Raw genomic sequence first — 23,683 nt, forward strand, 5'->3', positions numbered from 1 at the left:
CAGGCCGGTGTTCCGGTCGGGATCCCCTTACGGAACACCCCACCGGAGATCCTTCTCAGTGCCGACCGCTGTTCCCGGCATCAACCCCGGTTGTGTCGGGGTCGTCGCCGCACAGGGCGCGGTCCAGGTGCCGGTGGATGGCGGTGTCGATCGGGTGGGGCTGGACGGTGCCCTTGTCGTCCAAGCGCTGGTAGCGCAGCCGGTTGATGCCGACGGCGGCTTGGCGTTCGCCGTCGGCGCTGGAGTAGGCCAGGGTTTACGCGCCCCAGGTGCCGCCGTCGGTGCCGCAGAACGTGCCGCAGCCGAGCCTTCTGGTGTGGCGCCCAGATCGCTGCCGGGCAGGTATGGAGGCACGTCGCCCATGGGGACGGCCGTCATCATCTCCTCGGGTTCGACGGGGGCCGGCAGTGTGCGGTCGAAGAGGGCGGAGTAGAAGCGGTTGAGGTCGTCCATCGTGGAGACGAGGGCTCCGGCGGTCCAGGCCCAGGACATGTCGTAGACGGAGTGGTCGCGGGGCGGGTCGATCAAGCCGTACCTCGAGTCGTACATCCGGGTGTGCGGACCCTCGATGAACGGCGTGTCGGGGAAGTAGGTGTCGCGCCGCTCCTCAGCGCGGGAACGGGGTCGGACGAACTGGTCGTACGGCTCCACCGCCGCCTCCACCGGCGGGGCTGTGGGCGCTGCCGGCGGACGCCGGTCCGGGCGGCGGGCCGAGGAGGTGCCGTTGTGGGAGGCGATCGAGCGGCTGCCGGTGGCCGACATCCACGGCCTGCCCCCTCTCGTGCTGATGGAGCAGGCCGGGGGCCACGAGGACACGATTGCTGAGGCCGCTCGTGATGCCGAGGAGACGCTCGGCGGCCTCACCCGGCGCGTCGGCACCTGTGGGGGCTGCGGGCCGATCTCGGCTGGGTGGTGGCGTGTGACGAGGGCCCCGGGCGATCACGTGGGTTCCAGTGATCGTCCGGGGCCCTCAGCCGTCGGATATCGGCCTCACGGTCGCGTCCGGCGCAGGTCGTCGGTGGGTGGAGTCGGCCGGGGCGCCGCGTCGTGCGGCGTCGTCAGAGCGCGCGGACCTTGTCGGCCTGCGGTCCGCGCTGGCCCTGGGTGATCTCGAACTCGACGCGCTGGTTCTCTTCGAGGTTGCGGAAGCCGGATCCCTGGATGGCCGAGAAGTGGACGAAGACGTCCGCGCCGCCGTCGTCCGGGCTGATGAACCCGAACCCCTTCTCTCCGTTGAACCACTTCACAGTCCCCTGCACCATCCGTGCCTCCTCATCGGGGGCGCGTGTGCGCCCCGTAACGGCACACATCATCTCGCAGCGCGGGCCCGCTCATCTCGCCGGTTCGGCGTCGTCGGTGCGGGTGTCGCGGGGTGTCAGGGGTTGTCGACGCCGATCCAGTTGACGTGGAAGCCGTACTGCTGGGCGTGGGCGGGGGCGAGGTCGGTGTTGTCGCGCCATTGGACGTAGACGCGGAAGCCGGTGGCGGTGGGGGTGTAGACGGCGCCGGTGCCGACCAGGCCCCATTGGGTTCCGTTGCCGCCGACCGAGCAGGTGTAGATCGGGGTGCCGGCGAAGTTCGCCGAGGAGGTGTCGACGTCGAGGTAGATGCCGCGGCCGTAGTTCACCCAGCCCTGTCCGGCGGGGGTGCGTCCGGCTCCGACACGCATGGTGGGCATCGAGGGGGTTCCTTTCGGGAGTTCGGGAGGGGCGTCGGTGTCGGGCGGGTCAGTCCACGATGAGGTGGAAGCCGAGGTCGGCGGCGCCGGAGGGGGTTCCGGAGCCGATGAACACGTGCCGGGCGGCGTCCCCGCACGCGGAGGCGTTCGGGGTGACGAACACGGTGGAGCTCCACGGGGAGCCCCATCGCTTGGTGGCCACCGGCACGGCCTTGGCGGCGTCGATGTCGGGGTCGAGTTGGACGCAGTACTGGCCGGTGGCGAGTTTGCGGACCGCGGTCACGCCGGTCGACCGCGCGACGGTGCCGTCGGCGTTGACGACGGCGGCCGCACGCGCGCCCGGGGTGTGGGCGCCGCCGATCGCCGCCAGCGCCGGCGCCGCCGAGGCGATGAGGGCGCCGGAGGCCAGAGCCGCACCGGCCACGGCCGCCGTGATCTTGGCTGAGGGCATGGGGGAACTCCTTCACGGGTCGGGAGGGGATGTGTGGGATGTGCGAGCGGCGCCGCTCGATCCGAACACCCCGAAAACTACTGTGTGATGTGGATCTGTCACCCGGCGCATTCCGTGACATGGGACACCGACCCCGCATTCATCGCGACCCGGGGCGGGCGGGTGCGAACGGGCACAAGCGGGAACCGGGTGGCCGGACGCCCTCAACGGTCCACCACCCGACACAGCCGCAGACGCACTTGAACGTCGTGGAGAACTGGAACTCGGCGAACAAGGCAAGGCCGGAGACGACCGCGACCAGGTCTCCCCGCCGGCGCTGCACCTGGTCCAGGCCGCGATCACCCGCAGGGTCCAGACCGTCCTGGCCGAGCCGAAGTGGCGGCAGAGGCCGACCAACGCCGATCAGCGAGGGCTGTCCGCCCTCTCCTCCGCGCTACGGGATACCCGCTCCTTGTCGTCCGGGCTTTGCCGGCCAGATAGCGCCGAGCACCCCGCGTATTCAGCGGCGAAAGGTGATGCCAGAGGCACGGCATCGGCTGGGCGGCGTCGGCCGGTGCCGATGGCGGCCAGGAGGCCGGCGGCGATGCCCAGGGCGCCGAGGACCGCGGTGCCGGCGTGGAACGCGTCGCTCGCGGCGGCTTGGAGTGCCCTGCGCGCGTGGGGCATCTCCGGGGGAGGCAGGTTCTCGGGTGGGACGATGGCGAGCGGATGGTCTCTGGCCTGTTCGACCACCGCCGGTGGGGCCGACGCCCGTTCCAAGGACGCGGTCGACTGAGCGGAGATGATGAGTCCCACCACGGCGATGCCCAGGAGGCTGCCGGTCCGCGCCACCGCGTTGTTGATGCCTGAGGCGGCGCCCGCGTGCTCGGGGCCGGCCGCGCCGAGCACTCCGGCGGTCAGCGGCGCCACGAGCAGGGCGAGCCCGGCGCCGTGCACCAGCATGGCGGGCAGGACTTCGGCGAGGAAGCGGGGCTCGGCGCCCGCCCGCAGCATGAGCAACTGCCCGGCGCCGGAAACGAGGGAGCCGCCCGCGATCAGCCGCCGGTGCCCGAGCCGGTCCGCCAGTGCTCCGGCGCGGCCGGACAGCAGGAGGACCACCACGAGCGGCACGGCGGCGGTCAGACCGGCCGCCGTCGGGCCGTACCCGGCGGTCTGCCGCAGGAACAGCACGGTGTAGAAGCCGGAGCAGACCAGTCCGCCGTACAGCAGGAACGTGACGGCGTTCAGCACCGTGAACGTCCGGATGCGGAACAGCTCCAGCGGGAGCAGGGGCCGGGGCGCGCGAGCCTCCCACCAGAGGAACACCGCCGCCGATGCGAGACCGGCCGCCGCCGCGGTGAGGATCAACGGGTCGGCCCAGCCCAATGACGGGCCTTGGATGAGGGCGAACACCGGGCCTGCGACGGCGGGCACCGCGAGCACCGCACCACGGTCCACGGTCGCGTCCACCCGTCCTGCACGCGCGGGCGCCGCGTACGCGATCAGCGCGACAACGAGCGCGGCGAGCAGGGCGAGGGCGCCGTAGACGTACCGCCACGAGCCGATCTCCAGCAGCGCGCCCGCCAGGAGCGGCCCGGCGATCACCGACAGACCGCTCCATGCGCTCCACCGGGCGATCGCCCGGGACCGCGCCGCGCCGTCGAAGGACGTGGTGATGACCGCCAGGGCGCCCGGCACCATCAACGCGGCCCCGGCCCCCTGCACGAGGCGGCCGGCGATCAGCAGACCGGGGGTGGGTGCCAGGGCGCACACCAGGGCCGCGGCGCAGAATCCGGCGGCGCCGATCCCGAAGACCCGCCATCGGTCGTACACATCGCCCAGCGCCCCGCCCACCAGGAGCAGCCCGGCCAACGGAAGGAGGAACGCGGCGGGCACCCACTGCTGCATCGCCGGTCCGGCGTCCAGGTCCTGGGTGATCGCGGGGAGGGCGAGGGGCGTCATCATCCCGTCCAGGCCGATCAGCGAGGAGGACAGGGTGGCGGCGAGCAGAGCGAGCGGCCCCTTGGTCCGCACGGTCATGCCGACGAAGCGGCGTAGTGCCGGGCGATCTCGTCGCTGGTGGTCAGCCATACGCCGGGGTGGCCGGCGATGTACTCCAGGGCCCGGTCCGGATATCGGGCCCGGAACGGCTGGCCGGTGACGAACGGGTGGAGGGCCAGGGCCATGACCCGCCCGCTGTCGACCGAGTCGGCGTAGAGCTGATCGAACTGGTCGGTGACGGCCTGGAGGAACTCGGGCCCGGTGAAACCGTTCATGGTGAACAGGCACAGGTCGTTCAGTTCGAGGGAGTACGGCACGCTCAGCATTCCGGGAATGTTCAGCCGGTACGGCTGGTCGTCGTTGGTCCAGTCCAGCAGGTAGTCCACGCCGAGTTCGGCCAGAAGCGCCGGCGTCTGGAACGTCTCGGTGAGCGCCGGCCCGAGCCAGCCCCGGGGACGGTGGCCGGTGGCGTTCTCGATGGTGTCGACGACCTCGGTCAGGAAGGCGCGTTCCTCATCGGCGGACATGCCGGTCTGCAGGGTGGAGTTGTTCCTGCCGTGCGCGAGCCAGGCCCAGTCGCGTTCCCGTCCCGCCTCGATGATCTGCGGGTAACGGCCGGCGACGTCGGAGTTGAGCAGGACGCTGGGCCTGATCCCGTGACGGTCGAAGATCTCCATCAGCCGCCAGACGCCCACGCGGGGCCCATAGTCGCGCCATCCGTAGTTCAACGGATCGGGTGTCAGGGCCGCCGTCGCCTCGTTGAGGCTCGTGGAGGGACGGTCGACGAGGAAATGCTCGACGTTCAATCCCACGTAGAACGCGACGCGGGCGTCGCCGGGCCATCGGATCGGCTCTCGTCCGACGATCGGGCTGTAGTCGAAGAGTTCGTTCTCCATCGTTGTTCTTCTCCTTCGTCGAAGGGCGCTGAGGGTCATCGAACGGCTGGAACCGTTTCGGCGCGATCCGAGCCTTCGGGACGGGGATCTCCTACGGCGACCGTGCTCGGCCGCCGCAGCGCCGTCAGGGCGACGACGATGACGCCCACCGCCAACGCGGCGGCGACCGTCGCGGCGACGTGGAAGCCGGAGACGAACGCGTCCCGCGCCGCATCGGTCAGCCGGTGGGCGAGCGGTGCGGGAAGGTTCTCGGCCGCCGAGATCGCGCCGCCGAGGGTGTCGTGAGCGGCCCTCTCGGCCCCGGCCGGTGTTCCGGCCGGGATGCGGGAGGCGACCCGGTCCCGGTAGACGGCCGTGGCGACGCTGCCGGTGATCGCGATGCCCATCGCCAGGCCCAGGTCGTACGCCGTCTGCCCCGCCGCCGCGGCCGAACCCGCCTTCTCGGCGGGCGCGGCGGTGACCGCCAGCTCCGTGCCGAGCACGCTGATCGGGCCGACGCCGAACATGATGACCGTGATCGCCGCGGCGGCGGCGACCGGGCCCGCCGCCTGCGCCGCCAGGACGTAGCCGACCAGGGAGACCAGCGCCCCGACCACCAGGACGCGGGCGGGCCCGACGCGCCGGACCAGTGGCGGGGTGAGCTGGGAGCCGAGCAGGAAGGCGGCGGCCGAAGGCAGCAGCCAGAGTCCACCCGCCATCGGCGACAGCCCGCCGACCATCTGCAGGAAGGGCGGGACCAGGTATTCGACGCTGTTGAGCGCCATCATGCCCAGGAACAGGATCGCCAGCGCGGCGGAGAAGGTGCGGTCGGCGAACAGCCGCAGATCCAGCAGCGGGGCCGCGAGCCGCCGCTGCCTCCGGACGAACAGCCACCCGAACACGACTCCGGCGACGCCGGCGGCGGCGACGGGCGTCTGCCAGCCGTGTTCGGCGATCCGCTTGACGGCGTAGACGACCGGCAGGACCGCCAGCAGGAACAGCGGCACGCTCGGCATGTCCAACCGCCCGGCCGAGACGTCTCGGAACTCGGGCAGCACCGACCGCCCCGCGGCGAGCACCACGACCATGACCGGGGCACCCAGCAGGAACACCCACCCCCACCACAGCGCCGACAGCACAAGCCCGCCGAAGACCGGCCCCAGCCCGACGCCGAGCGCCAGCGCGGTGGACCACAGCGAGATCGCCCGGGTCCGCTGCCGCGGGTCGGTGAACATGGCGCTGATCAACGACAGCGTGGAGGGCAGGATCGCCGCCCCGGCGACGCCGAGCAGGGCGCGGGAACCGATGAGCAGCGCCGGGCTGCGCACCGCCGCGGCCGTCAGCATGAGGATCTCCACCAGCAGGTAGAGCGCGGCTCCGACGAGCAGCAGCCGGCGGCGTCCGACCCGGTCGCCCAGGGTGCCCATGACCACCAGGAATCCGGCGGTCATGAACCCGTACACGTCGGTGATCCAGAGAAGTTCGGTTCCGCTCGGCCGCAGGTCGGCGGTGAGGTCCGGCGTCGCCAGCCACAGCACCCCGAGGTCGGCGGTGAGCAGCATGGTCGGCAGCAGCAGCACCGCGAGTCCCAGCCACTGCCGCGCACCGGCCCTGGTCGCAGGCTCGTCATGTCGTTCGTCCACGCCTTGGGACGATAGGAGCGCGGTGACGGCGCCGGGAGGGCCGCGGACGTCGCCGAGAGGACCGAACGCGTCAGGTTCCGCCGGCTCGCAACGACGTCCGGAGTGCGGCCGGCCCGCAGCCGTGCCATCGGTGGACGGCCCGGCGCAGCGCGCGCGGGTGGGAGTATCCGGACCGCGCGGAGATCGCCTCCAGGGTCATCGACGTCTCCCGCAACAGGTGCTCCACCCGCTGCCGCCGGAACCGTTCCAGTTCGTCCCGCCAGCTCGTGCCCTCGTCGCTCAGGCGGCGTTGCAGCGTTCGCGGCCCCATCGCCAGCCGTCGCGCCACGTCGGCCAGTTCGGGCGGTCCCGCTCCGACCGCGTCCTCCAGCGCGAGGTGGAACCGGCCGAGCCAGTCCAGGACCGGACGGGCGGTGGCGACCGTGATCCGCGCGTGCTCGTCCAGGATCGCCGCCAGGGCCGGGTCCGCCCTCGGGAACGGCGCGTCGGCGTCGGCCTCCGAGAACGTCACCGCCGGCGGACCCGCCTCGAATTCGATCCGCCGGACGCCGTACACCTCGGTCAGCGGGTCGTGCCGGGGCGGCGCGCGGTGGGGCAGCCGCACCCGCACCGGTACGAACCGGCGTCCGGCGCCCCAGCCGGCCACGCCGAGCAGCATCGCCGGCACGCCCCGCGCCCCACCGCCCGCCTCCGCCATCGCCTCGGAGATCGTCTCCCACACGCGCAGCAGGGTCGCCGTGGGGATCCGGACGTGCTCCTCGCCCACCACGGTCAGGCCGGGGATGCGGCCGAGCTGTGACCGGTGCACACCCGACCGCCGACCCGCCTCGAGCAGCATCCGCGTGAGATGCGGCGAGACGCCGTGCAACATCCGGTCCATCCTCGTTCGCGGCTCTCCGAACGCCGAGTTTCGCATAGGGGTGTTGTCCGGGTCGGGTCGCCGTGCGTCAGTCCAGGGTGATGTCGAAGGCGCGGAGGCGGCTCGGGGCTGCGGTGATGTCGATGGCGGTGATCGTGGAGCCGGTGAAGGTGAACAGGATGACCAAGGAGAGCCGGCCGAGCGGGGCCATGACCAGCGCCGGGCCGCCGTCCACCAGGGCCGGGACGGTGTGGCGAGCGCGGAGGCCGGCGGCGAGGGCGCTCTTGGCCACGACCAGGGCGCCTTGGAGGGTGAGAGGTCCGGCGGCGCCGGTGACCTCTGGATCGGCGCGCAACTCGACCTGGGGGTCGAGCAGCGTGAGCAGCGCCTCGAAGTCTCCGGTCCGGGTCGCCGTCAAGTACGCCTCGACCGCTTGATGACGGCGGGACGCGTCCGCGGTCTTCGTTCCGGCACCGCCCCGGACCTTGGCGCGGGCCCGGCTCGCCAGTTGCCGGACCGCGGCGGGGTTGCGCTCCATCATGTGCGCGATGTCGCCGAAGCCCACGTCGAACATGTCGTGCAGGACGAACGCGACCCGCTCCGCCGGGCTCAGCCGGTCAAGGACAACCAGGAGCGCCAGCCCGATCGAGTCGGCCAACTCGGCCTCCTCCTGCGGGACGCGGTCGTCGTCGGCCGCGCCGAGCCAGTCGGAGGTGAAGCTCTCGAGCGACTCCTCGCGCCGGGTCTGCCGGGCCCTCAGCAGGTTGAGGCAGACCCGGGTGACCACCTTGGTCAGCCAGGCCGCCTGGTTTCGCACCGGCGCCAGGTCGGTGCGGTCGTACCGGAGCCAGGCCTCTTGGACCGCGTCGTCGGCCTCGGCGGCGGAGCCGAGCATCCGGTAGGCCAGCGCCCGCAGCCGGGGACGCTCGGCCTCGAAGCAGTCCAACTCCGAAGAATCTTCGAACACCGCGTCACATTCCTGCACCGGGTCGGGTCAAAGCCGTGTCACACCGTCAACCTACAAGAGGGAGATCGACCGATGTCCTCCACCATCCTGGTCACCGGCGGCACGGGGCTCTTGGGCGCGCAGGTGGTGCCGCTCCTGCGGCGGGCCGGGCACACGGTCCGGGTACTGAGCCGCCATGACCGGGAACCCGGCGACGGCGTACGGTACGTGGCGGTCGACCTGATGACCGGCGAGGGCCTGGACGCGGCGCTCGAGGGTGTACCGACCGTGCTGCACCTGGCCGGAGGCCCCAAGGGCGATGACGTCAGCACCCGCAATCTGGTCCAGGCCGCCCAACGCGCCGGCACCGTGGAACACCTGGTGCTGATCTCGGTCGTCGGTGCCGACGCGGTGCCGATCGGCTACTTCGCTCGCAAGGCCGCGGCAGAGCAGATCGTGGCCACCTCCGACATCCCGTACACGATCCTGCGCGCCGCGCAGTTCCACGAGCTGACGCTGAAGACCGTACGGGCGATGGCCAAGGCGCCGGTCCGGCTCGCACCCGGCGGGGTCCGCTGGCAACCGGTCGCCTCCGGCGACGTGGCGGCCCGGCTGGCCGAGCTGACCCTGGGTGCTCCGGCGGGGCGCGTCCCCGACCTGGTCGGACCGCGCGTCTACACCCTGGAGGAGCTCCAGCGCGGCTACCTGGCCGCGGTGGGCAAGCGCCGGATGCGCCTCCCGATCCGCGTCCCCGGCAAGATCGGCAAGGCCTACCGTTCAGGAGCCAACCTCAGCCTGGACACCCCCACCGGCAGCCACACCTGGGAGGACTTCCTGACCGCCCAGACGGTCGGCTCCTAGCCGCGCCGAGGTCTGGAGCACTTTCCAAGCGAAGACCACCGGCCGTCAGGCCACGACCGTGGTGTCCGGGGATCGCCACATGCGGGTGGCCTGCCGCTGATCAAGGCACTGCGGGTGACGGGCCCTGTCGCGGTGGCGGGCGGTGCGCGATCCGGGAAAGACCGTCCGTTCTTCGCCACGGGCTCTTCGGCTGGGAGCGCTTCCAAGGATCAGGGGCGGCGGATGCGGTAGCGCAGGTGTGTGACGTGATGCGCGGATTCCTCGCTCCGCGGAGTGGTCAACAGGCGGACCGGTTCGAGATCGATGTGCTCGGCCGGCAGGTTGTCGAACAGGCGTCGCCCCTGTCCGAGCAGGACCGGTACGACGTGCAGTTCCAGTTCGTCGAGCTGGCCGGCCCGCAACAGGGCCTGCGCCGCCCCGGCACCGTGCACCATCACATCGCCGTCCCGGGCCGCCGCGCGGGCCTGTGAGGCGCACTCGCGTACGTCGGTGACGTAGCGAACGCTGCCCGGCGGGGGGTCGTTCGGGACGTCGTGGGTCAGGACGAAGACGGGTACGCCGTGGTGATGGTCGCCCTGCCAGCGGTCGGCGTGTTCATAGGTGCGGCGGCCGGCGATGACGGCGCGGGTGGCCAGCACCTCGGCGTACACCTGTCCGCTGGGTCCCGGCTCGCCCCGCCGGTCGAGCCAGTTGAAAAGGCGGAACCCGCCGATGCCCATCGGCGTCGCCTTGTCGTCCTGCGGCCCGGTGACGTAACCGTCCAGGGACATGGTCATGTAAAGCCGGATGATCGCCATCGTCTCAGCCCGCCGTCCTCACGCGGTAGCGCAGGTGCACCACACCCGGCCCCTCCACGGCACGGAGCGGTTCGAGTTCGATGTGGTCGGGCGGCATGCCCTCGAAGAGCCGTTCACCCTGTCCCAGGAGGACCGGGATCAGGTGAATCTGCAGTTCGTCCAGGACGCCGGCGGCGAGTGCCAGCCGAGCGGTGCGGGCTCCGTGGACCAGTACGTTCCTGTCGCCGGCCGCGGCCTTGGCCATGTTCATCGCGGTCGTTACGTCGCTCACGTAGGTCACCCCGGGCCATTGCAGCTCGGGATCGGGCCGATGGCGGCTCAGGACGAAGATCGGCACGCCATCGTGGTGGTCCCCGCCCCAGCCGTCGGCGAGCTCGAACGTCCGTCGGCCGACGACGACCGCCCCGGTGGCCATGGCTTCGTCCATGACGTCACGGTTCACACCCGCCAGGTGGCCGGTGTCCGTCCTGCGCTCGGGGTCGGCGTCCGGCAGAAACCACTCATGCAGCCGATGCCCTCGGTCACCGAGCCCGTTGCCCGCCGTCACGTTCGGCCCGGCGATGAACCCGTCCACCGACATCGACATGTACAGAACGGTCCTCCTCATGCGTCCGGTCCTTTCGTGAACTCGATCTCGATGGCGATGACGGGGTCTGCGACCCAGGCGCCGGCGGTGTTGACGGTGATCATGACGTACGGCTCCGAATGGGCGGCCCGGGCTGCCCGGGCGGAGACTGATGTGTCCGCCCAGCATGCGAGATCGTGGAGCCGGTAGGTATCCCAGATTTCTGGGGTCACGCCGTCGATCGCCCTAAAATCCCGATCATGGGCAACGTGATGGCGGCGTACGCGCGCGCCCGCGACGAGATCGTCAGGCTGGTTCACCGAGGGTCGCCCGTGCCGGATTTCTCGCGGGCCGTCGGCGAGGCCTTGGGCCGGGCCGTGCCCGCCGAGGGCACCTGCCTGATGACGACCGACCCGGCGACGATGCTCCCGACCGCGGAGTTCGTGGAGAACGGCCTGCCCGCGGACGAGCTGCTCCGGCTCGTGGAGATCGAGGTGCGTGAGCCGGACTTCAACACGTGGGCACGGCTCGCCCATGCCGACCGCCCGGCCGGCAGCCTGAGCGAGGCCACCGCCGGTGATCTCGACCGAAGTCCGCGTCAGCGCGAGATCCGCCGCCCCGGCGGATTCTCCGACGAGTTGCGGGTGGTGCTCGCCGGCAGCACGGGGACCTGGGGGCAGTTGACCGTGTTCCGGGAGGCGGGGCGCCCGTACTTCTCCTCGGCGGAGGTCGAGTTCGCAGCGTCGATCGCCGGACTGATCGCCGATGGCCTGCGGCGATCAATGCTGCTCGGCGACGCCCAGGCCGGTGATGACGACGTCGGTCTGCTGGTCCTCGACGCCGATGACGGCGTGCGCATGTCCAACAGGGCGGCGGAACGCCTGCTGGACGAGCTGGGCACCAGTGACCGAGCGGGCGCTCGGCTGCCGCTGGTGATCTCCTCGGTCGCCCGTCAGGCCCGTTCCCTGTCCGGCTCGGCACCGAGGACGGCACCTGCGCCGGCCAGGGCCCGAGCACGCACCCAGGCCGGCCGGTGGCTGATCGTCCGAGGTTCGCTGCTGAACGACGGTCCGGAACCGCAGGTCGCGGTGATGCTGGAGGCCACTCGCCCCGCCGAGATGGCACCCCTGATGGTCGACGCCTACGGCTTCACCGACAGCGAGCGCCGGGTCACCGAACTGGTGGCTCAGGGCCTGTCGACCAAGCAGATCGCCGCCCGGCTGCACGTGTCGTCGTACACCGTGCAGGACCACCTGAAATCGATCTTCGCCAAGTCCGGCACCGGTTCACGCGGCGACCTGATCGCCCGACTGTTCCTCGATCATCACGCCGTCTCCTTGACGTCGAGAACCGCGCCACCCCTGAAGACCCTCTGAAGGACAAGACTGACTCTGCCGGTTCCACCAGGACGGCACCTGGCAGCGGATCTACGCCGAGCTGCAGGCCCAGGCGGGCGCGAAGCATCTGATCACCTGGGACATCAACGGCGACTCCACCGTCTGCCGGGCCCGCCGGCACGCCGCCGGGGCGCGGAAGGGGACCCGCAGGTCGAACCGCCCGGTGGCGTCGCCACCGAGCCTGACGACCACGGGCTCGGACGCTCGCGTGGCGGCCTGACCACCAAGCTGCACCCGGCCGTCAGGCAGGGCCAGAAACCAATGTCGATCGTGATCACGGCCGGGCAGCGTGGCGACTCCCCGCGGTTCGAACCCGTACTGAAGAAGATCCGCGTGCGTCGCCTGGGGCTGGGCGGAGTGCGCACCACGTCGAACCGAGTACGCGCCGACAAGGCGTACGCATCCCGCAAGAATCGCTCCTACCTGCGCAGGCGCGGCATCCAGTGCACCATCCCGGACAAGGCCGACCAGGCCCGCAACCGAAGGAGACTTGGCTCCCGCGGCGGCCGTCCACCGAAGTTCGACCCGGAGGTCCACAAGGCTCGGAACGCGATCGAGTGCGGCATCAATCGCCTCCGTGGCCACGAGGTACGACGAACTCGCGGGCCGACACGAGGCAACCGGCCATCAACGAGTGGCTGTGACCAGCACATGCGACGCCATGGCCTCTCCGAGGCGGCCGGCGGCTGATGAACGGCTCGCCCAATCCTGAGCGCTACGGCGTCTGACGGGGGATACCCGTCAACGCCGGTGATGTCAGGAAGACGTCAGGCAGAAGGGGTGGCCGGCCGGATCCAGGAGTACCCGCCAGCGTCCGTCGCCGGGCTGATGGTCCGGTTTGACCGCGCCGAGTTTCAGCGCCAGCTCTTCCACCGCATCGAGGTCGTCAGCGCGGAAATCCAGGTGGAACTGCTGTGGCACGTCCTGACCCGGCCACTGCGGAGCCCGGTATCCGTCAACCCGCTGGAATCCCAGATCACAGCCGGAGCCGTCCGTCAGAGCGACGAACTCCCCCGTACTGAAGAGCTCGCGCATCCCGGTCAATGCACCGTAGAAGCCCGCCAGCGTCTGCGGGTCGCCACAGTCCAGTGTCACCCCTCGCAGTTCAGCACCTGGCACCATTCGCTCCTTCGCGTCCGCGCATCCGTCTCCGTGAGCCGCCGCTGCACGCGATCACCGGGCCCATAGCCGCACCGTACTCGCCACATCCACCGCAGAGATAGCGGTTTTACCCCTGCCTCAGAGCAACGGGTGGCTGTGACCGGCGCTTTCGATACACGCCCTAGCGCGGTTCTCGGCGATGAGGCCGTCCCGCAACGCGGTGTTCAGCGCGCTGCACGGTGTCGCTCGGATCCGGTTCAGCGTCGGCTGCCGGATCGGTCGCGCTTGTTGGCGGTGGTCGTGAACGATCCAGACGACCATTTCGCGCACGTGCAAAGGTCAGCTCGCCTAGTTGCAGCTCGCCCAAATGCGGTTTCAGGGCCGGCGGGGGTCGCTTCCCGCGCCGGCCCCGGCATGGTCGGCGTCTACTTGCCGTACTTGAGCACGACGCTGCTCTTGTCGATCGATTTCTTGTCCACCAGGGCACCGACGGCCCAGATGGAGGTGGTCTTCGGGACGCGGGCCAGCACACCGATCTCCGTCTGGAGGCCGGTCCTGCCCGGAACGGCCCTGGTCGTCCACTTGCCCGCCTTGTAGTGCACCAGGCGCCGCCCAGCGAGCATCCACAGCCCGCCGTTTCCGTCGTCGACCAGCTCGGACAGGGTGCCCTTGATCGGGGCCGGCCTCTTGGACCAGGTCTTGCCGTTCCAGCGCAGCAGCAGGCCGCGCCCGGTGGAGTCGGCGCCGGCCACCCACACGTTCTTGGACCCGAGCGCCAGTACGCCCCCTGCGACGGTGCCGGTGGCGCGGACGCCCAGGGGCTGGGCCTGCTTCCTCCACGACGTGCCGTTCCAGCGCATCACGGTGGGGATGGGGCCACGCTCGCCGGGGGTCCATCCGGTCGCCCAGACGTCCTTGCCGGAGACGGCGTCGGCGCGGACGATGAGCCCCGGGGCCTTGACCCTCCTCCATCGGCGGCCGTTGTAGTGCCGCACGTCGGGGCCGATGGGCCCGGCACCGGCGCGACCGAACGACCAGACGTCACCGGCGCCGACCGCGAGCAGTCTCGGCGAGTGCGGCCAGCTCTCCTCGGGCAGTTCCCCGGTGACGACCGCCCAGCGCTTGCCGTTCCAGCGCATCCAGTATTGCTTGCGGCGGCCGTTCGATCCGCTGATCCAGACGTTGGTGTTGGAAGTGGCGCTCACGCTGTGGAGATAGGCGCCCTTGACCGAGGCCGGAAGCGGCATCCGCTGCCACGTCTTGCCGTTCCAGCGCCGCACGACGGGCACGGCCTCGCTGTTGACGGACTGGTAACCGGCCGCCCACGCGCTGTTGGGACCGGTGACCGCCAGGCCGCGCAGCCCGGCGTTCCTGTCCGGCGTGGCGGTGATCCGCCAGCCTGGGGCGGCCTCGGCCGGCGCCGCCATCGAAACGACCGAGACCGCGACCATGACGCCGACGGCGCTCCTGCGAAGCTTCGTGTTCACTTCATCCCATTTTGTGTCGATTGCCATTCGGGGCCGGGACAGCATAGCGACTCGATGGATCAGTCCCTCGGAATTCGGATCGTGGTCGTCATGGCCACGTGACCGAGCCGGCCTTGGGGCCGTCCGGCGGCCGAACACGCGAAACGTTACGAAGCACGCGGGATCCACGTGCTGCGTTAGAGCCCGAAGACCACTTCCACGTCGCCCACGGCCGCTCCACGCGTCCCGGCCGCCCGTACTCGTGAGGGTTCTGCGATGGGTGCGTCCAGGCACCGAGCGGGTTCGGCGGGAGGACCTGTGATCCGGCTGGCCAAGGCCCAGAACACCGCGGTCGGCACGGGCGGGCCGGCGATGGCCGACGCTCTCTACCGGGCGCACGGAGGAACTCCGTCCGGCGAGGCCAGGAGGAGCCTGCGGTGCGGCGTGGCCTGTGCCTGAACGAGCAGGACGACGCGGTCGCCGTGAACGTCGCGTACCACGCACATCGACTCAACGACCGTGTCGCCCAAGGCGACGGCATCGGGTCTCTCGGTCCGCACGCCGAACGCCTCGTCCTGGCCTGGGCCACGCAACTCGGCGCACCCCCGCGATCGTGCAGGGCAAGGCGACCGTGCCGGGCGTCGCAACGTGGATCAACATCGCCGGCCGGGCGACTTCATCGCCATTCCGCGCGGGGGGCATCTGCCGACGCTTCGCCGATGTCCAGGCTGACCTCACCCGGTGCGGTCGGAGCCTTCTCCTACCACCAGGTCACCAAGTACCCGTGTTGCGGCACCACAGCCGGAATCCTCGCGACCCGACTCCGCCCCTGACGTCATTCCGCCCGGACGGGCGGCAATGGCGCGGGGACGGCCCGACGGATCCCGCTTAGGGGCCGCCGGCAATGTGCGTTTCGGGCGTCCCTTTCCAGATCGTCGACGATGTCGAGTGGATCGAGGTTGCTTTAGCCGGGCTATGATGCGGCGCATGCCCAGGTCATGGAGTGCGCTCCTGGCTGCGGGGGCGGCCGGGCTGAGCGTCATCTCGATGGTCATGACCTTCTTCATCCCCGCGCATGTTCTTCGCACGGAGTTCGGAACCCCGTTTCCCCCGCAGAACTGGCCCGGCTGGTTCCGGCGTGCGTTGTACTTCCTCGCTCGAGAGCCCACCTTCCTGCCCGGCGACAGCCGATGGGAAGCCGATCTGACCAAGGGGATCGGTTTCCTCGCCATCACCGCGGCGAGTCTCTATTTGATCTCGATATCCGTGGCGTTCGTCACGCAGGGTGCGGCACTGCTGTCCGGATGGATCGCCGTCGGATTCGCCGCGGTCGCGTCCGAGGTCGTGACGGACCTGGTCAGGCTCGTGCTCTACGAAGACCGAGTGTCGTCCCGACAGGGCGGCGCATTCGTGCTCTTCGTGGCCTGGTCGTATTGTTCGGTGACCATGGTCGGTTTCTGGGGATGGCGGATCAGGCACTTCGTCAAGGAGCTCGCCCACATGGAGGTGCCCGCCGATCCGGCCCGCAGAACGGGTGTCACCTTCGACGAGACCTGGGCGCGTCAGGAACGGGGGCTGCGAGCGGCGGGAATCGCCGATCCGACCGTGCGGCGCATGCTCTGGGTCGGGTCGTTCACCGCCACCGCCGTCTTCGTCGTCGCGGGACAATGGAGGCTGAGCGTTCCCCGGAACTGGGTCGGGCATGACGATGACCCGATCGATCGGGCGGCGGCCACTCCCGAGCCCAGGCTCGATCCGGACTGGTTCCCTCTTCCCGTCATGCGGCTGAGTCCTTTCCCGGACGAGACGTGGACCATCTGGGCGTACGAGAACTCCGAAGCGCTGATGTTCCTGCCGGTCTTCGTGGCCCTGTGTCGGGTCGTGCTGCGCACGGTGCGCCGGAGTGGTCATCTCGCCGCGATCTTCGTGATGGTCTGCGGAGCGAGCGTGGTGGCGAGCACGGTGGCCGGCGCCCTTCACGCGCTGCTCGTGGCCGCCGTGCCACCCGCGCCGGAGGGAGGCGTCGTGCTGGCGAACCCATCACCCTCCTACCGCCTGTTCGAGGAGACGGGCGATGCGGGCCAGGCCGGTCTCGTCATCGGTTGTCTCGTCGCCGGCGCCATGATGGTCACATATCGAAACGGTCCACCAAGGGAGACCGCCGTTGAGTAGGCCGCTGAGGGATCCCCGGCACAGGCCCGTTCGCGTACATCCTCGGCCCACCCCGCGTGCGCGCATCCGTTCGTGGTCGCGGCAGCCCGTGAGTTGGTTCCTCCTGCTGTTCGTGGCGGCTCTCGGCGTTCAGATCCAGGGCGTGGCCGGCGAGTACATCGGAGGATTCTTCGACCGGGCCCAAGGCCCGGCGATCCAGGTGGGAATCGTCACCGAGGCTCCCACTCACCAATGGCGGGTCATTCCCGCAACGCCTGAGGTGAACGCCGCCATGATCGCCAACGCGGCCGATGTGGGAGAGTCCCACTATGAGATCATCCTCACCGGACGATCGGCGCGGACGGTCGTCATCCGCGATATTCGCCCCGTCGTCGACCGATGTGGTGACCCGATCGGAGGAGACCTCGTCGCACGTTTTCACGGTGGCCCGGCTCCGAAGGTCGTGCTCGGCCTGGACCTCGACGGGGATCGGCGCACCTTTCGAGCCGTGAGCAAGAACGGGAAGATGCTGGACCCTTACTTCATCGGCCCCACGGCCCGCAAGGTCACCCTCTCCAAGGGAGAGGTGGAATCCTTCGTGCTATCCGTCAAAACGACCCGGCGTTCCTGTGAATGGCGCGTAGCGGTGGACTACACCGCGCATGGCAAACCTCATACCACCCTTGTCACCCGCACGGGCGGCGTACCGTTCAGGACGACGGCCCGGCTCCCCGAGACATCTGAATACTCGGCGGTGCACCACCTGCGCGATCCGGGAAAGAACGTCTGGGAACGAACAGACCTGCGCGCGTACTGCGCGGAACCCGCCCGAGACCCACAGATGACTCCCAGGCCCATGGGCATGTGCGATCCCAAATAACCCCATCGAACGGCGCCATCGCCGAAACCGTTCGCCCATCCCGAGCTCGTGGCGCGCGTTCGGGCGCTCGGCAGGCGTTCCCAGCCCCCGGGCGCTGACAAGCCGCCCCGGTCCTACGCGATGATCGCGCGCCGGCCCCCATCCCCCCACGCGTGTTCCGGACGCCACGGGGTCAGCGCCCTGTCGTGCCGTCGATGAGTTCGCGGAGGATGTCCGCGTGGCCGGCGTGGCGGCCGGTCTCCTCGATCATGTGGGTGAGCGCCCAGCGGATGCTCGGTGCGGGGCGTCCCGGTCGCGGTCGCGGGATCGGGGCGCCGAGGTCGGTGCACCCGTCGAGCAGCTCGTTCGCGCGGTCGACCGTCTCTCGGTAGCGGGCGACGACGTCGGCGACGCCGTCCTCCGGTGCGGCCTGGAACGTCGCCTGCCAGTCGGTGACCTCGTCCCCGAGGAACGTGGAGCGTTCGACGAAGGTCAGATGGTTGAGCAGGCCGAGCAGGTTCGTGCCCGACGGGACCGCGGCCGTTCGCACCTGCGGTTCGGGTGCTCCGTCGACCTTCGCGGCGATCGAGGCCCGGAGGTAGTCGAGGAAGCCGCGCAGGGTCTCGGTCTCGTTCCCGCCGGTCCGGGGCGGCGGGGTGTCGCGGCGGCGGCGTGTGGTGCCGGCCATGGTGGTCTCCTGTCATCGGGAGCGGTGTCAGGCGGTGCGGCGGACGAGGAGGACGTGGTCGATGACCTCGGCGGTGCGCCCGTCGGGGCCGGTCGCGATCCGGCGGGGTGCGTCGGCCCGCTCGACCGTCCAGGTCGCCGCGTCCAGGTCCATACCCGCGGCGACCTCGTGCGGGCTCGGGTACCGGACGTCGGGGTCCTGGTTCCACGACCACGGTGCGGTCGAGCCGTGGTCGACGACCAGCAGCCGCCCGCCCGGGCGCAGTGCGTGGGCGGCGGAGCGCAGGACGGTTGCCCTGTCCAGGTCGAACGGGGTGTGCAGATAGTGGGCGCTGATCAGGTCGAATCCACCCTCGGGAAAGGCCGCGCGCAGGTCGTGCCGCACGGCGACGACGCGATCGCCCAGGCCGTGTGAGCGGGCGAGGGCGGCGAGCCGTTCGACCGCCACGGCGGAGATGTCGGCGGCGGTGACGTGCCAGCCCCGGCCGGCGAGCCACAGCGCGTCGCCGCCGGCGCCGCAGCCGAGGTCCAACGCGCGGCCGGGCGGCAGGCTCGTCACCGTCTCGGTGAGGCGGGCGTTCGGCCGCGGGTCGACGGCCGCCGACCGGGACGCGTGGACGCCGTCCCAGAACGTGACCGCATCGGTGGTGTTCATCGGGGCTCCTTCGGTCGGGACGCGGCCAGTCTCGCCGGGCACGCCCTGATCTGGCACGAAATCTTGCGGTTCTGGCAAGATGCCCCCGTGGATCGCAAGACGGACGACGTGCTCGAAGCGGTGGGGCCGCGGCTTCGTGCGCTGCGTCGTGACCGCGGCATCACCCTCGCCGACCTCGCGGCGATGATCGGGGTGTCGGAGAGCACGCTGTCCCGGCTGGAGAGCGGGCAGCGAAGGGCGACCCTGGAGTTGCTGTTGCCGCTGGCCCGCGCCTACGACGTTCCGCTGGACGATCTCGTCGGCGCGCCGCGCACCGGCGACCCCCGGATCCACCTCAAGCCGATCCGGCGGTTCGGGATGACCTTCGTGCCGCTGTCCCGCCGGCCGGGCGGCACGCATGCGTTCAAGATGATCATCCCCGCCCGGCCGGAACCGCTCGAGCCGACCCCGCAGACCCACGAGGGCTTCGAATGGCTGTACGTGCTCAACGGTCGCCTGCGGCTCGTGCTCGGCGAACGCGACCTGACGTTGCCGGCCGGTGAGGCGGCCGAGTTCGACACGTCCGTGCCGCACTGGCTGGGCAGCGCCGACGGCGGCGTGGTCGAGCTTCTCATCCTGTTCGGCCTGCAAGGCGTGCGGACGCATGTGCGCCGGTCGTCTCACGGCGGAGACCGATGATGAACGCGGTGAGAGACCGCCCGTTCGCGCGGCCACGCTGATCGTTGGGACCTCGGGTTGTCCGATTCCGGACAAGAACGGGTTTGGATCGTTCGAGCTTGGAGCGATATCACTCACTCAGATGAGTGTTCCGCGTCCTCCGCTCCGCAGGGCGTGAGTCGGTGATCTTCTTACGTTGTGGGGGTTCCCGGGCCCCGGGCGCGCTCCCTTCGTGGGCCCGGGGCCGACTCTCGCAAAGGAGCCGGCCTGCTCATGTCCCCCCAGATCCCCCCACTTCGCGCGGCCCCGACCCGCCGATGGCGGCGGCCCACGGCGGCCGTGGCGCTCGCGTTGGCCGCCGGATTCGCCCAGTTCGCCGTGGCGCCCGGCCTCGCGGCGGCAACGCCGGCGGCGCCCGCGCCCGCCTTCGACCACGGCATCGACAAGACCACCGCTCCCGGCACGCACGGACCGCTGCCCCAGGGCTTCTCCAGGAACGAGATCCGCGTCAAATTCAAGGCCGGTCGGTCGATCCGCGTGACCGGCCGCAAGGTCTCGGCGGGGAACGACGCGGACGCACAGGCGCTCGAGAAGGTGCTCGCCAGGCATCCCGGTGCGGTGCTGCAGCGCGCGTCCCGACGTTCGGCGTCGGCGATCGACCGGCAGCGCACCGGGCTGGAGAAGCGATCGGGCCGTCGGCTGCCCGATCTGAACGCCTGGCACACCGTGTTCGTCTCCCAGGGCATCGAGGCGCTGCTGCGCGATCTGAACGGCCTGCCCTCGGTGGAGATCGCCTACGCCAAGCCGACCATGGTGCCGGTCGCCGAGCCGTACCGGCCCGAACAGAGGTACCGCAACGCGGTCGGCGCGAGCGCCGGGGACGGAGTGGACGCCGACGCGGCCAACTCGGTGCCCGGGGGCAAGGGCGCCGGCATCACCGTCACGGACCTGGAGGTCACCAGCGGCATCGGGGCCGGGTACGAGCTCGGCTCGGTCGCGGCGGGCGAAGGCCACTCCGTGGTGGTCGACCACGACGGCACGGAGGTGTGGGCCTGGGGCGACAACGCCCAAGGTCAGCTCGGCATCGGCACCACCACCGACAGCAAGGTGCCCATGAAGATCGCCCTGACCGGCGTCAAGGCGCTGTCGGCCGCCGGTCACTTCACCATCGCGGTCAAGGACGACGGCACCGTCTGGACCTGGGGCGACAACGCCCAAGGCCAGCTCGGCATCGGCACCACGACGGACAGCACCACTCCCGTGCAGGTCCCCGGCATCACCACCGCCAAGAGCGTCGCGGCGGGCGGCGACCATGCGCTGGCCGTGCTCGCGGACGGCACGGTCAAGGCGTGGGGCGACAACGGGCAGGGCCAGCTCGGCGACGGCACCACCACCGACCGCCTCAGCCCGGTCACGGTCTCGGGCCTGACCGGCGTCTCCACCGCCACCGGGGCCATCGCCGGCGGGTACACGCACTCAATGGCGGTGCTCGCGAACGGCACCGTACGGGCATGGGGCAACAACGGCTACGGCCAGCTCGGCGATGGAACCACCACGGACCGCCCGAGCCCGGTCGCGGTGCAGGGTCTCACCACCGCGACGCAGATCAGCGCCGGTTTCGGGCACACGCTGGTGCGGCTCTCGGACAAGACCGTCCGGGGCTGGGGCCTGAACGCCTCGGGCCAGATCGGTGACGGGACCGCCACCGATCGCCTCACGCCCGTCGCGGTGTCCGTCCCCGGGACGGTCCACAGCGTCGCGGCCGGGGCGTTCCACAGCCTGGCCCAGCACTACGACCCGAACGGCGGCGGGGGCTGGCAGGGCTGGTCCTGGGGCCTGAACAGCCAGGGGCAGCTCGGCATCGACGGCACCACCTCCGTCAACGTCCCGACGGCGCTGCCCGCCGCCGGCTACTACAGCAACATCGCGGCCGGCGCCCGGCACACCGTCGCGGGCAGGCTCTTCGACGGCATCCTGACGTGGGGCGACAACGACGAGGGTCAGCTCGGCAACGGCAGCAACACCGACTGGGACACCCCGGGCGTCCCGATGGTGCTGAAGAACACCTGGAACATCTGCCACGAGGAGTTCGCCAACCGGCCCGCGCCCGGTGGCGTTCCGGACAACGTCCCTGACCTGGCGGGGACGCCCTGCTACAGCCAGTCCGACGGCTATCACGGCACCGCCGTGGCGGGCGTCATCGGCGCGCAGGACGACAACGGCCTGGGCATCGCCGGCATCGCGCCGCAGGCGAGGCTGTTCCTGACGCCCAAGGACTACGTGGAGGAGGCCGTCGGCCAGATGGGCGCGGGCGACGTGCTGCTGTTCGAGTTCGCCCTCTCCACCGGCGACAAGCACTATCCGGCCGAGCACGACTCGTACTATTACGACCAGATCGTGCTGGCCACGGCGGCGGGTGTCACGGTGGTCGAGCCGGCGGGCAACGGCGGCAACGACCTGGACGACCCGAACGACGCGAACGCCCGCCACGTCATGGACCGACCGAACTCCGGCGCCATCATGGTCGGCGCGGGAGAGGCGCCCAGCCCGGGCGGGAGCAACTGCTACGGCTCCAACCGCCCGCCCGCGCGCACCGCCATCAACGTCCCCGGCTGGGGCTCGGTCTACGGGTCGCGGGTGGACGTCCAGGGGTACGGCAACTGTGTCGCGACCCTCGGCGTCCCGGGGCGGCAGGGGCTGACCCCGTCGGAGACCGACCCCAACAAGATGTACATGCACGACTTCGGCGGCACGTCCAGCGCGGGCGCCGTCACCGCCGGCGTCGTGGCCGCGCTCCAGGGGGCCGCCGAGCACTCCGGGGCGCCCTTGGCGCCGGCGCTCGTCCGGCACATCCTCAAGGTGACCGGAACGCCCCAGCCTGCGGGCGACCCCCGGCACATCGGTCCGCTGAGCAACCTGAGGGCCGCGATCGACTACCTGCGCGGCGGCGTCACGGCGGGCTCCAACCACACGATCGCGGTGCGGCCCGACGGTTCCGTACGGGCGTGGGGCGCCAACGCGCACGGGCAGCTCGGCAACGGCTCCACCGCCGACAGCACCAGCCCCGTGCCGGTCTCGGCGCTGACCGGCGTCCGTCGGGCACCCGGCACCGTGGCGGGCGGGGACACCCACTCGCTCGCGGTCAGGGGTGACGGCACCGTCTGGGCCTGGGGCGGCAACGACCGGGGCCAGCTCGGCGACGGCACGACCACCGACCGGTCCACCCCGGTCCAGGTGAGCGGGCTCACCGGGGTCCGCGCCGTCGCGGCGGGCTTCGACTTCTCGCTCGCCCTCAAGCAGGACGGCACGGTCTGGGCCTGGGGCGCGAACGGCAGCGGCCAGCTCGGCGACGGCACCACCACCAACAGGTCCACTCCGGTCCAGGTCGGCGGCCTGAGCGGGGCGACGAGCGTGTCCGCGGGCCTGTCGTTCTCGCTGGCGGTCAAGAGCGACGGAACGGCGCGCGCGTGGGGCGACAACGGCAGCGGCCAACTCGGGGACGGCACCACGATCGACCGGACGTCCCCGGTCGCCGTCTCCGGGCTGACCGGACTGTCGACCTGGGCAGGCGCGATCTCCGGTGGGATCGGCCACGCGCTGGCGGTCAAGGCGGACGGCACCGTACGGGCCTGGGGCGACAACGCCAACGGCCAGCTCGGCGACGGCACCACGACCCAGCGGAACACCCCGGTGACCGTCACCGGACCGTCGTCGGTGACCACCGTGGACGCCGGGGCCGCGCACAGCCTGGCGACCGAGGCGGACGGCGAGGTCCGGGCGTGGGGAACGAACAGCCACGGTCAGCTCGGTGACGGCACCCTCACCGACCGGACCACCCCGGTCCTCGTGAGCTGGCTCGCGGGGGCCACCGCCGCGACGGCGGGCGCCTGGCACAGCGCGGCGTTCTACGGGAACGGCGTGCTCTGGGCCTGGGGCGAGAACGCCGTCGGTCAACTCGGCGACGGCACCACGACCGACACCAACTCACCGGTACAGGTCGACTGGACGCCCTGACCCTGCTCTCCGCCACAAGAGGCCGGCCGCCATCGTGTCCG

The 23,683-nt window shown here is 71.0% G+C and carries 22 protein-coding genes and 1 pseudogene; 7 read left to right on the plus strand and 16 right to left on the minus strand.

Translation table 11 applies throughout. The features are described 5' to 3' along the window. Nucleotides 1-55 precede the first annotated feature (55 nt). From DFJ69_RS36135 to DFJ69_RS10355, 9 genes are all read right to left on the minus strand, one after another. Nucleotides 56-184: a hypothetical protein gene (locus DFJ69_RS36135; protein ID WP_281275832.1), complete on the minus strand. Its 129-nt coding sequence runs from the start codon at nucleotides 182-184 to the stop codon at nucleotides 56-58. An 874-nt stretch (nucleotides 185-1,058) separates the two neighbouring features. Next, complete coding sequence (cspE, locus tag DFJ69_RS10320; RefSeq protein ID WP_116022274.1) at nucleotides 1,059-1,262, minus strand: transcription antiterminator/RNA stability regulator CspE; 204 nt, start codon at nucleotides 1,260-1,262, stop codon at nucleotides 1,059-1,061. Nucleotides 1,263-1,375: 113 nt separating this feature from the next. Continuing rightward, entirely contained in the window at nucleotides 1,376-1,678 is a 303-nt protein-coding gene (locus tag DFJ69_RS10325; RefSeq protein ID WP_116022275.1) for a hypothetical protein, read from the minus strand. Nucleotides 1,679-1,727: 49 nt separating this feature from the next. Beyond that, on the minus strand, nucleotides 1,728-2,129 hold the full coding sequence (locus DFJ69_RS10330; protein WP_116022276.1) for a hypothetical protein: 402 nt from the start codon (nucleotides 2,127-2,129) through the stop codon (nucleotides 1,728-1,730). A gap of 402 nt (nucleotides 2,130-2,531) precedes the next feature. Next, nucleotides 2,532-4,148: an MFS transporter gene (locus DFJ69_RS10335; protein ID WP_170177603.1), complete on the minus strand. Its 1,617-nt coding sequence runs from the start codon at nucleotides 4,146-4,148 to the stop codon at nucleotides 2,532-2,534. Continuing rightward, nucleotides 4,145-5,005 (minus strand): polysaccharide deacetylase family protein, encoded by an 861-nt coding sequence (locus tag DFJ69_RS10340; protein ID WP_116022278.1) that lies wholly within the window; start codon nucleotides 5,003-5,005, stop codon nucleotides 4,145-4,147. Before DFJ69_RS10340 ends, DFJ69_RS10335 begins: the two co-directional genes overlap by 4 nt. Nucleotides 5,006-5,040: 35 nt before the next feature. Beyond that, nucleotides 5,041-6,627, minus strand: a complete 1,587-nt coding sequence (locus DFJ69_RS10345; protein ID WP_245974228.1) for an MFS transporter — start codon at nucleotides 6,625-6,627, stop codon at nucleotides 5,041-5,043. A gap of 70 nt (nucleotides 6,628-6,697) precedes the next feature. Next, nucleotides 6,698-7,498, minus strand: coding sequence for a helix-turn-helix domain-containing protein (locus tag DFJ69_RS10350; protein ID WP_170177604.1), 801 nt, complete (start codon nucleotides 7,496-7,498; stop codon nucleotides 6,698-6,700). Between the two features lie 76 nt (nucleotides 7,499-7,574). Then, nucleotides 7,575-8,453, minus strand: a complete 879-nt coding sequence (locus DFJ69_RS10355) for a sigma-70 family RNA polymerase sigma factor (protein WP_245974230.1) — start codon at nucleotides 8,451-8,453, stop codon at nucleotides 7,575-7,577. A gap of 72 nt (nucleotides 8,454-8,525) precedes the next feature. Between DFJ69_RS10355 and DFJ69_RS10360 the strand changes: the two genes are divergently transcribed. Continuing rightward, nucleotides 8,526-9,293 carry an SDR family oxidoreductase gene (locus DFJ69_RS10360; protein WP_116022280.1) on the plus strand — a complete coding sequence of 256 codons (768 nt, stop codon included), beginning with the start codon at nucleotides 8,526-8,528 and terminating at the stop codon, nucleotides 9,291-9,293. Nucleotides 9,294-9,502: 209 nt separating this feature from the next. On the opposite strand, the gene DFJ69_RS10365 is transcribed toward DFJ69_RS10360, so the two are convergent. After that, nucleotides 9,503-10,069: a dihydrofolate reductase family protein gene (locus DFJ69_RS10365; RefSeq protein WP_245974231.1), complete on the minus strand. Its 567-nt coding sequence runs from the start codon at nucleotides 10,067-10,069 to the stop codon at nucleotides 9,503-9,505. A 25-nt stretch (nucleotides 10,070-10,094) separates the two neighbouring features. Then, nucleotides 10,095-10,697 carry a dihydrofolate reductase family protein gene (locus DFJ69_RS10370; RefSeq protein WP_116022282.1) on the minus strand — a complete coding sequence of 201 codons (603 nt, stop codon included), beginning with the start codon at nucleotides 10,695-10,697 and terminating at the stop codon, nucleotides 10,095-10,097. 155 nt (nucleotides 10,698-10,852) lie between these two features. Between DFJ69_RS10370 and DFJ69_RS10375 the strand changes: the two genes are divergently transcribed. Further along, nucleotides 10,853-12,031 carry a helix-turn-helix transcriptional regulator gene (locus tag DFJ69_RS10375; RefSeq protein WP_147312265.1) on the plus strand — a complete coding sequence of 393 codons (1,179 nt, stop codon included), beginning with the start codon at nucleotides 10,853-10,855 and terminating at the stop codon, nucleotides 12,029-12,031. Between the two features lie 51 nt (nucleotides 12,032-12,082). On the opposite strand, the gene DFJ69_RS36460 is transcribed toward DFJ69_RS10375, so the two are convergent. Further along, on the minus strand, nucleotides 12,083-12,244 hold the full coding sequence (locus DFJ69_RS36460) for a hypothetical protein (RefSeq protein ID WP_425453322.1): 162 nt from the start codon (nucleotides 12,242-12,244) through the stop codon (nucleotides 12,083-12,085). An 18-nt stretch (nucleotides 12,245-12,262) separates the two neighbouring features. Between DFJ69_RS36460 and DFJ69_RS10380 the strand changes: the two are divergent. Then, a pseudogene (locus DFJ69_RS10380) lies at nucleotides 12,263-12,742 on the plus strand (transposase); the annotation flags it as partial. A 66-nt stretch (nucleotides 12,743-12,808) separates the two neighbouring features. On the opposite strand, the gene DFJ69_RS10385 reads toward DFJ69_RS10380, so the two are convergent. Together DFJ69_RS10385 and DFJ69_RS10390 are read right to left on the minus strand one after the other, a co-directional pair. Then, nucleotides 12,809-13,147 (minus strand): VOC family protein, encoded by a 339-nt coding sequence (locus DFJ69_RS10385; protein ID WP_245974232.1) that lies wholly within the window; start codon nucleotides 13,145-13,147, stop codon nucleotides 12,809-12,811. A gap of 431 nt (nucleotides 13,148-13,578) precedes the next feature. After that, nucleotides 13,579-14,640 (minus strand): hypothetical protein, encoded by a 1,062-nt coding sequence (locus DFJ69_RS10390; RefSeq protein WP_116022284.1) that lies wholly within the window; start codon nucleotides 14,638-14,640, stop codon nucleotides 13,579-13,581. A 966-nt stretch (nucleotides 14,641-15,606) separates the two neighbouring features. On the opposite strand from DFJ69_RS10390, the gene DFJ69_RS10395 reads away from it, so the two are divergent. Both DFJ69_RS10395 and DFJ69_RS10400 read left to right on the plus strand, forming a co-directional pair. After that, a complete protein-coding gene (locus tag DFJ69_RS10395; RefSeq protein WP_147312266.1) occupies nucleotides 15,607-16,791 on the plus strand; it encodes a hypothetical protein in 1,185 nt (394 codons plus the stop codon). An 88-nt stretch (nucleotides 16,792-16,879) separates the two neighbouring features. After that, nucleotides 16,880-17,650 (plus strand): hypothetical protein, encoded by a 771-nt coding sequence (locus tag DFJ69_RS10400; protein ID WP_116022286.1) that lies wholly within the window; start codon nucleotides 16,880-16,882, stop codon nucleotides 17,648-17,650. A gap of 172 nt (nucleotides 17,651-17,822) precedes the next feature. On the opposite strand, the gene DFJ69_RS10410 is transcribed toward DFJ69_RS10400, so the two are convergent. Next, entirely contained in the window at nucleotides 17,823-18,317 is a 495-nt protein-coding gene (locus DFJ69_RS10410) for a DinB family protein (protein ID WP_116022287.1), read from the minus strand. 27 nt (nucleotides 18,318-18,344) lie between these two features. Beyond that, nucleotides 18,345-18,971 carry an SAM-dependent methyltransferase gene (locus DFJ69_RS10415; RefSeq protein WP_116022288.1) on the minus strand — a complete coding sequence of 209 codons (627 nt, stop codon included), beginning with the start codon at nucleotides 18,969-18,971 and terminating at the stop codon, nucleotides 18,345-18,347. An 87-nt stretch (nucleotides 18,972-19,058) separates the two neighbouring features. Between DFJ69_RS10415 and DFJ69_RS10420 the strand changes: the two genes are divergently transcribed. Then, complete coding sequence (locus tag DFJ69_RS10420; RefSeq protein WP_116022289.1) at nucleotides 19,059-19,649, plus strand: helix-turn-helix domain-containing protein; 591 nt, start codon at nucleotides 19,059-19,061, stop codon at nucleotides 19,647-19,649. Between the two features lie 252 nt (nucleotides 19,650-19,901). Beyond that, complete coding sequence (locus DFJ69_RS10425; RefSeq protein ID WP_116022290.1) at nucleotides 19,902-23,642, plus strand: RCC1 domain-containing protein; 3,741 nt, start codon at nucleotides 19,902-19,904, stop codon at nucleotides 23,640-23,642. The last annotated feature ends 41 nt before the right edge of the window (nucleotides 23,643-23,683 follow it).

This window comes from Thermomonospora umbrina, from assembly GCF_003386555.1.
Classification (GTDB): domain Bacteria; phylum Actinomycetota; class Actinomycetes; order Streptosporangiales; family Streptosporangiaceae; genus Thermomonospora; species Thermomonospora umbrina.

Coding starts and splice junctions, on each gene's coding strand:
- cspE (WP_116022274.1), bottom strand. CDS start 1,262: ATGGTGCAGGGGACTGTGAAGTGGTTCAACGGAGAGAAGGGGTTCGGG.
- DFJ69_RS10325 (WP_116022275.1), bottom strand. CDS start 1,678: ATGCCCACCATGCGTGTCGGAGCCGGACGCACCCCCGCCGGACAGGGC.
- DFJ69_RS10330 (WP_116022276.1), bottom strand. CDS start 2,129: ATGCCCTCAGCCAAGATCACGGCGGCCGTGGCCGGTGCGGCTCTGGCC.
- DFJ69_RS10335 (WP_170177603.1), bottom strand. CDS start 4,148: ATGACCGTGCGGACCAAGGGGCCGCTCGCTCTGCTCGCCGCCACCCTG.
- DFJ69_RS10340 (WP_116022278.1), bottom strand. CDS start 5,005: ATGGAGAACGAACTCTTCGACTACAGCCCGATCGTCGGACGAGAGCCG.
- DFJ69_RS10350 (WP_170177604.1), bottom strand. CDS start 7,498: ATGTTGCACGGCGTCTCGCCGCATCTCACGCGGATGCTGCTCGAGGCG.
- DFJ69_RS10360 (WP_116022280.1), top strand. CDS start 8,526: ATGTCCTCCACCATCCTGGTCACCGGCGGCACGGGGCTCTTGGGCGCG.
- DFJ69_RS10365 (WP_245974231.1), bottom strand. CDS start 10,069: ATGACCATGTCCCTGGACGGTTACGTCACCGGGCCGCAGGACGACAAG.
- DFJ69_RS10370 (WP_116022282.1), bottom strand. CDS start 10,697: ATGAGGAGGACCGTTCTGTACATGTCGATGTCGGTGGACGGGTTCATC.
- DFJ69_RS10395 (WP_147312266.1), top strand. CDS start 15,607: ATGCCCAGGTCATGGAGTGCGCTCCTGGCTGCGGGGGCGGCCGGGCTG.
- DFJ69_RS10410 (WP_116022287.1), bottom strand. CDS start 18,317: ATGGCCGGCACCACACGCCGCCGCCGCGACACCCCGCCGCCCCGGACC.
- DFJ69_RS10415 (WP_116022288.1), bottom strand. CDS start 18,971: ATGAACACCACCGATGCGGTCACGTTCTGGGACGGCGTCCACGCGTCC.
- DFJ69_RS10425 (WP_116022290.1), top strand. CDS start 19,902: ATGTCCCCCCAGATCCCCCCACTTCGCGCGGCCCCGACCCGCCGATGG.